The 7,410-nt window shown below is 70.1% G+C and carries 6 protein-coding genes and 1 pseudogene; 4 read left to right on the plus strand and 3 right to left on the minus strand.

The genetic code is table 11. The features are described from left to right. Positions 1 to 489 (plus strand): annotated as a pseudogene (locus tag BFF76_RS18575) (serine/threonine-protein kinase); the annotation flags it as partial. Positions 490 to 591: 102 nt separating this feature from the next. Beyond that, positions 592 to 1,710, plus strand: a complete 1,119-nt coding sequence (dnaN, locus tag BFF76_RS18580) for a DNA polymerase III subunit beta (RefSeq protein ID WP_031090773.1) — start codon at positions 592 to 594, stop codon at positions 1,708 to 1,710. A 36-nt stretch (positions 1,711 to 1,746) separates the two neighbouring features. On the opposite strand, the gene BFF76_RS18585 is transcribed toward dnaN, so the two are convergent. Both BFF76_RS18585 and BFF76_RS18590 read right to left on the minus strand, forming a co-directional pair. Then, positions 1,747 to 2,238, minus strand: coding sequence for a hypothetical protein (locus tag BFF76_RS18585; protein WP_031090772.1), 492 nt, complete (start codon positions 2,236 to 2,238; stop codon positions 1,747 to 1,749). A gap of 142 nt (positions 2,239 to 2,380) precedes the next feature. Next, positions 2,381 to 3,274: a glycoside hydrolase family 19 protein gene (locus tag BFF76_RS18590; RefSeq protein ID WP_065848658.1), complete on the minus strand. Its 894-nt coding sequence runs from the start codon at positions 3,272 to 3,274 to the stop codon at positions 2,381 to 2,383. Between the two features lie 266 nt (positions 3,275 to 3,540). Here BFF76_RS18590 and BFF76_RS18595 point away from each other — a divergent pair, with 266 nt between their 5' ends. Next, positions 3,541 to 5,079, plus strand: a complete 1,539-nt coding sequence (locus BFF76_RS18595) for a substrate-binding domain-containing protein (protein WP_065848659.1) — start codon at positions 3,541 to 3,543, stop codon at positions 5,077 to 5,079. A gap of 236 nt (positions 5,080 to 5,315) precedes the next feature. On the opposite strand, the gene BFF76_RS18600 is transcribed toward BFF76_RS18595, so the two are convergent. Further along, complete coding sequence (locus BFF76_RS18600; RefSeq protein WP_053929480.1) at positions 5,316 to 6,599, minus strand: adenylosuccinate synthase; 1,284 nt, start codon at positions 6,597 to 6,599, stop codon at positions 5,316 to 5,318. 186 nt (positions 6,600 to 6,785) lie between these two features. Between BFF76_RS18600 and BFF76_RS18605 the strand changes: the two genes are divergently transcribed. Continuing rightward, positions 6,786 to 7,410 (plus strand): diacylglycerol kinase family protein (locus BFF76_RS18605; RefSeq protein ID WP_244167299.1); only part of this gene is annotated, 625 nt, incomplete at its 3' end.

Genomic DNA, 7,410 nt, shown 5'->3' on the forward strand with positions numbered 1-7,410 from the left:
CGAACCGTAGGGGGAGCCGGCGCCGCCCTCCGCGTTCCGCATGAAGGAGAAGACCCCCCAGCCGGCTCCCCCTACGGTTCGCACACCACACCGGGCGACGGGTCCTCAGCGGACGGCGGGGACGCCGACGGCGCCGTCCCCGCCCGACTCCTGGGCGCATGGTCCGGGAACGTCGACGGCGGCGCGGGTACCTCCACCCGCCGGCTCGTCGTCCGGCAGGGCGAGGTGGGCGAGGCCGTGCTGTCACTCACCGCCGAGGGCCCGCTCGACACGGGCGGCTCGTACCGCTGCGTGTTCCAGGCAGACCTGGAGAGCGAACCCTCGTCCGGCGGATCCGTCCGCGTCGGGCCCTCCCGGGTCACCGAAGGTGAACCGATGTCGTCGTGCACCCCTGGGGAGCCCACCGTCCTCACACTGCTGCCCGACGGAACACTGAAACGCGAGATCACGTCCACCGGCAAGAGCCTGACGTACACGAGGACGGGCTGAGCGGCTCACGGGGGTGGCCGCTGCCGTCGGTCCGGAGGACTGTCAGTGGCGCCGCCTAGCGTGGTGCGCGACCGAGTCGTACGCCGGACGAGAGGCCCTGCCGTGGAATTCCGCATGGAACGTGGCGCATTGACGGATGCCGTCTCCCGGGCGGCCCGGGTGCTGCCCGCACGTTCGCCCGTTCCCGTCCTCGGCGGACTCCTCCTCGATGCGGACACCGGCCGGCTCCGGGTGTCCGGGCTGGACTTCGAGGCCTCCGCGCGTGTCGAGGCGGAGGCGCACACCGTCCGGCCCGGGAAGGTGCTGGTCATGGGGCGGCGGCTGCTCGACATCTGCAAGGTGTTGCCCGAGGGCCCCGTGGAGTGCGCGGTGGAGGGCTCTCGCCTCACGGTCACGGGAGACGGGTCCCGCTTCGGTCTCTCGGTCCTGCCCCTCGACGACTACCCCGCGCTTCCGCCGCTGCCGGAGGTACGCGGGGCTGTGGACGCCGGGGAGTTCGCCTCGGCGGTCGCGCAGGTGGCGGTGGCCGCGGGGCGGGACGACACCCTGCCCACGCTCACCGGGATCCGCCTCGTGCTCGACGGCTCCGCGATGACGCTGGCGGCCACGGACCGGTACCGCTTCGCGGTGCGCACCCTGCCGTTCAAGGCGACAGGGCCGGACGTGGCGGCCGATGTCGTGGTGTCCGCCCGCCGGCTGACCGAGATCGCCCGGTCGCTGGGAAGGGCCGGGCAGGTCGATGTCGCCGTGGACGGGGGGTCGGTCGGATTCGAGCACGCGGGGACGCGCACGACGGTCCGTCTCCTGGACGGCAGGCTGCCGCGCCACGACAAGCTGTTCGCGATGGCGGACCCCGCGGCCGCGGTGGTGGACCGGGCCCTCCTGGTGGAGGCGGTCAAGCGGGTCTCCGTGGTGGCGGACGGCGGCAGTCCGCTGCAGATGACGTTCTCCGCCGGACCCGACGGCTCGGTGCTGCTGCAGGCCGGATTCGAGGACGACGTGGCCTCGCAGCGGCTGCCCGCGGCGTTCGACGGCACCACGGAGATGACGGTGGCCTTCAACCCCGCGTATCTGATGGACGCCCTGTCCTCCTTCGAGGACGAGACGGTGCGGATGAAGCTGGTGGGGCCGGGCCAGCGCGCCATGATCACCGGCAGGGAGGACATGGGGACCAAGACGCACCAGCACCTTCTGATGTCGGTGAAGCCGGCGCTGCTCTGACCTCTGCGGTGAGCGCACCGGCCCCCGGCGGGGGGCTCACCCCGGGAGCGTCGCCGCCTCCCCGACCGCGGCGAGCAGCCAGATGGGGAATTCCGGATCGGCCTGCCCGACGGCGAGACCGAGCCACCGCGTAGCCCCGGGCACGCGCCAGACCTGCATGCTGCCCGCCAGGTTGCTGAGTTGCCCCATCGGCTCCGGGGCAGCGCCCTCGCCCTCGTCGTACCGCTCCAGATACGGCCAGAGGTCGACGGTCTCCGGCTCGCCCCAGCGCTCGCTCAACGCGGTGGCCAGGACGCTGAATTCGGCCTCGATCTCCTGCTCCGCGGGTTCGACGAGCTCGGGGGAACGGTCGTCCCAGAAGTCCTGGCTCGCCATCAGGATCAGCAGGTGATGTCCGGGACCGCTGCTGCGCACGCCGCTGTCCTCGCTCTCCTCCCCCGAGGGGAAGCGCAGGGCGAGGACGCCGTCGATCAGGGCGAGGCGGTCCTCGGTGGTCGTGGGCGGGGTGCCGTCGCTGTCCGTGTTCATGGTGCGTGATCCTGCCAATCCCCGCCCGGGGAAACGAATCGGGGGCGCACGGGAAGCCGCACCTCCGTGCGTCGGGCGCACGAAACGGGGGCGCGTCCGGCCGTTGCCGGGCGCGCCCCCTCTCCCCGGGGTGGGGCCGGGTTCAGCAGCTCAGGTTCGAGCCGGGTGTGGTGCCGAGGATCTGGACGAACGCCCTGTACTTGTCGATGCGGCTCTGGACCTGGGCGGGGTTGCCACCGTTGCACTCGATGCTGCCGTTGATCGACCGGATGGTCTCGCCGAATCCGGCGCCGTTGACGATGGCGTTGTGGGGCGTCATGGTGCCGGGGCCGGACTGGGTGTTCCAGTACCAGAGGCCGGTCTTCCAGGCCACGGCCGCGTTCTGCTCCACCTGCCAGGGGTTGCGGAGCAGGTCGATGCCGAGAGCGTCACCGGCGGCCTTGTAGTTGAAGTTCCAGCTGAGCTGGATCGGTCCGCGGCCGTAGTAGGCGGCCTGGCCGGCCGGGCAGCCGTACGACTGGCTGGTGTCGCAGTAGTGCGGGTAGTTCGCCGTGTTCTGCTCGACGATGTGCACCAGCCCGCCGGTCTCATGGCTGACGTTGGCGAGGAACGCCGCCGCCTCCTGCTTCTTGACCGTGTCGCTGCCGGTGTTGGCGAAGCCGGGGTAGGCGCTCAGCGCCGCGGTGAGGCCGCTGTACGTGTAGAACGAGTTCCGGCTCGGGAACATCTGGTTGAACTGGGACTCGCTCACGACGAAGCCCGAGGGATTCGGCTCCCCCGGGTCCGTACCGCCGCCGGAGCCGCAGCTGCCCTGGTCGGCCCAGACGTCCGCCGTGCCGGGCCGCTCGTTCTGGGTCCACCACTTCGCGGACCAGTTGTGGCCGTTGTACGAGGCCGACCCTCCGCCCACGTAGACGGAGGAGGCGCTCCAGGCCGGTGCGCAGGCCGCGGCCGACGCGGTGGAGGCCGGGAGGACGACGAACATCGCGATGACCGCGCCCAGCGCGGCGATCAGGCTCATGACACGTTTGGCCACGTGATCACTCCTAGGTCGCGGCGCCCGCGCCGAGCGTGCGCCGCCATGGGGGGTTGCGCCCACTCAAGCGTCGATGGTCTGGACCTGTCAAGGTCTAGACCAGAACTCCCCCATCGCGCCGAGTCGCTCAACTTCACTCCTCCACAGGCTTGTTGAACGCAAGGCGAACTTCACCGGAAGGAATCCGGAGGCTCCCCCACCCCACGTCCTCCAGCCGTACGGTGACGCCGACCTGCACACCGCACCCACGAGGGAGCGCGAGCGACATGGATTCGTTGTTCACCCCCGAGAACGTCGTCGCCGTCCTCACCGCCCTGCTGGGCATCCTGACCTCGGCGGGCGTGCTCTGGTACGAACGCCGCGTCCCGCGCCGCAAGCGCATCGGCTACCGCGTGCAGATGGACACCCCGATAGGCAGCGGAGTCAGCCAGGGCCGGGTCAATGTGCGGGTCGGCCTCTTCAACGAGACCCCGGGCATGGCAGACGCCACCCTCGTCCTGCTGCGCATCGAGAACGACGGCTCCCAGTCGATCGGCGAGGACGACTACCCGCAGCGCGCCGTGCACCCCGGCCTCACCGTCGAATTCTCGGGCCGCACCGTACGCGGAATCGCCGTGACCCATGCGCCGGGTGCCGACCATCTGATGGACACCTTCACTCCGGATGACGCCGTCCAGCACAGCGGCTCCCTCATCTGGCTGCCGCGCGTCCCGCTCAACCGCAACGAGCACTTCAAGCTCCTGGTCCTGCTCACAGGTTCGAACGTGGGCGGCCCGATCACGGTCACCGGGAGCATCCGGGACGGAAAGGTGGAGCGGAACAAGGCGGCCCGCCCCGATGAGAAGCCCCCGATCTTCGGCCGGGGGGCCAGGCTCATCACCGTCGCCCTCACCGCCTGTGTCCTCGCCCTCGCCGGCATCATCGTCGTACGGGACGACTCCCCTCCTCCGATGGACTGCGCCGCCGGCACCCTCACGGTCACCGGCTCCACCGCGTTCAAGCCGGTCCTGAAGGAGCTGGAGCAGAAGTACGAGGACGAGTGCGAGGGCGCCGAGATCCGCCTCGACATCCACGGCAGCAACGCCGGGGTGCGCAAGCTCGACGCCCTGGGCGCGAAGGCCGGATCGGCCGGGGCCCCTGCCATGATCGCCCTGTCCGACGGCCCCCGGCCGGCCGCTCTGACCAAGCTGCACGGGAAGGCGGTCGCGATCTCGCTCTTCTCCCTGGTGGTCAACGACACGGCGCCGGTGAAGGATCTCTCCCTCGACCAGATCAGACGGATCCACCGCGGCGAGATCCGCAACTGGAACGAGATCGTCGAGGGCGGCCCCGATCTGGAGATCCGCCTCGTCAGCCGGGACGCCAACTCCGGTACCCGCGAGGTCTTCCAGCGCCGTGTCCTGAACACCAACGAGCTCGCCACCTCCTCACGCGACTGCACCACCAAGGACTACGCCGACGCCCCGGTCATGCGCTGCGAACTCGACGGCACGGACCAGGTCCTGTCCGAGGTCGCCAGGCTGGACGGCGCGATCGGCTACACCGAACTGCGGAACGGCGAAGTGCCCGACGGAGCCCACCGGGTGTCCATCGACGGCACCACCCCGTCCGTCGACACGATCGGCACCAGCAGCTACCCGTACCAGGAGATCGAGTACGCGTACACCTACGGATCACCGCCCGCGGAATCCCTGGTGGCCGGCTTCCTGAACTACCTCGACAACTACGGTGAGGAGATCATGCGCACCAACGGCCATCTGCCCTGCGCGACCCCGAAGGGGATGCGGCTCTGCGGGGAGGACTGAGCCGCGCCGAGCCCCCATACCGGGGTAAGGGGGCCGGGAACGCCATGGCCTCCGTGCTGCTGGGCGCGCTGTCCCTGTTACTCCCGGCGTGCTCCTGACGGCCGCGCCTTCGCCCGGCAGCTGCCCTGACGGCCCGCCCGGGCCGCACAGCACGACGGCCGGACCTTCGAGGGAAGGTCCGGCCGTCGTCACGCCGTTTCCGGGGAGGCGCCCCCGCAGGACTGCGGTGGGTGCTCCTACAGGAAGGAGTTGATCTCGATGGTCTCGGTGCGGCCGGGGCCGACACCGATCGCGGAGATCGGCGCGCCGGACATCTCCTCCAGCGCCTTCACGTACGCCTGCGCGTTCTTCGGCAGGTCACCGAAGGTCTTGGCCTTAGTGATGTCCTCGGACCAGCCGGGGAGGTTCTCGTAGATCGGCTTCGCGTGGTGGAAGTCGCTCTGGTTGTACGGGAGCTCCTCGACGCGCTTGCCGTCGATCTCGTACGCCACGCACACCGGGATCTGCTCCCAGCCGGTCAGCACGTCCAGCTTGGTGAGGAAGAAGTCGGTGAGGCCGTTGACCCGGGTCGCGTACCGAGCGATCGGGGCGTCGAACCAGCCGCAGCGGCGGTCGCGGCCGGTGGTGACCCCACGCTCGCCGCCGATCCGGCGCAGCGCCTCGCCGTCCTCGTCGAGAAGTTCGGTCGGGAAGGGTCCGGCACCGACGCGCGTGGTGTAGGCCTTGAGGATGCCGATGACCCGGCTGATCTTCGTCGGGCCCACGCCGGATCCGGTGCAGGCGCCGCCCGCGGTCGGGTTCGACGAGGTGACGAAGGGGTAGGTGCCGTGGTCGACGTCCAGCAGGGTGCCCTGGCCGCCCTCGAAGAGGACGACCTTGCCCTCGTCGATGGCGTTGTTCAGGATCAGCGTCGTGTCGGCGACGTAGGGCTTGATCTGCTCCGCGTACTGGAGCATCTCCTCCACGATCTTGCCGGACTCGATCGCACGCCGGTTGAAGACCTTGGCGAGGAGCTGGTTCTTCTGCTCCAGCGCCGCCTCGACCTTCTGCTCCAGGATCGACTCGTCGTAGAGGTCCTGGACGCGGATGCCCACCCGGTTGATCTTGTCGGCATAGGTCGGGCCGATGCCCCGGCCGGTCGTGCCGATCTTGCGCTTACCGAGGAAGCGTTCCGTCACCTTGTCGACGGTGACGTTGTACGGAGTGATCAAATGAGCGTTGCCGCTGATCAGGAGCTTGGACGTATCGACGCCTCGCTCGTTCAGACCGCTCAGCTCGGAGAGCAGGACCGCCGGGTCGACGACGACACCGTTACCGATGACCGGGGTACACCCCGGCGACAGGATTCCGGAGGGGAGGAGATGCAGTGCGTACTTCTGGTCGCCTACGACAACCGTGTGGCCGGCATTGTTGCCGCCCTGGTAACGCACCACATAGTCAACGGATCCACCGAGGAGGTCGGTGGCCTTCCCCTTGCCCTCGTCACCCCACTGAGCACCGAGCAGCACAAGTGCGGGCACAGGCGTACACCCCTTCCGGGCGGGGCATGTCCAAGGTCAGGGGGCGTACGTAAAGGTCGTACCTGCCGTACGACGTTGTACGGCAAAGCCTGAGCCGTCGAACCGGGTGCCCCGGAATAGACGAAGCCCCTGGCGCAATAGCGCAAGGGGCTCTTGCACCAAGATGCTACCCGAGGAAGGACCGAGGTGTCGGCTGCAGAGCCCCCCGGCGACGGCGACCACCAGCTACTCGTGCTCATCGACCCCCTTGCCCGCCGCTACGACGGCGAGTCCGTGCGCATCGCGAAGGACGTGCTGAGCGCCGGCGCGCACGCCAAGATCTGCTTCGCGGACGGCCCCGACGAGTTCGCCAGGGCCCTGTCCCGGCGGGGGTCCAGACGCCCGGTCATCGTCGGCGACGACCATGCGCTGCTGCGCGCGGTGTCCCAGCTCCACCGTGAGCGGGAGCTGTCCGACAGCGCGCTCTCCCTGATCCCGGTCGGCGCCGCGCACACGCTGGAACTCAGCTACGCGCTCGGCGTGCCCCGGGGAGCGGTCGCCGCGGCCCGCACCGTGCTCGACGGGGCCGTCCACCGGCTGGATCTGCTGGTCGACGACAGCGACGGGGTGGTACTCGGCGAGCTGCGCATCCCGGCGGCCAGGCCCTCCCCCGGGCCGCCCCACACGGTCTGGGACACCTGCCGCACCCTGGTCGCCTCGCTGGTCCGCCCCGCCCCGCCTCGACCCGCAGCCGGTGGGGCCGGGAGGGACCCGCGGGCGAGGGCGGGGCGGGGCGGACCAGCGAGGCGACCAGGGTGCGGCAGGTGTCCCA

Source organism: Streptomyces mutomycini, from assembly GCF_001700505.1.
Taxonomy (GTDB): Bacteria; Actinomycetota; Actinomycetes; order Streptomycetales; family Streptomycetaceae; genus Streptomyces; species Streptomyces mutomycini.

What these genes read in the sequence shown, in the direction of transcription:
- BFF76_RS18585 (WP_031090772.1), bottom strand. Translation starts at nt 2,238, where the DNA reads ATGAACACGGACAGCGACGGCACCCCGCCCACGACCACCGAGGACCGC.
- BFF76_RS18595 (WP_065848659.1), top strand. Translation starts at nt 3,541, where the DNA reads ATGGATTCGTTGTTCACCCCCGAGAACGTCGTCGCCGTCCTCACCGCC.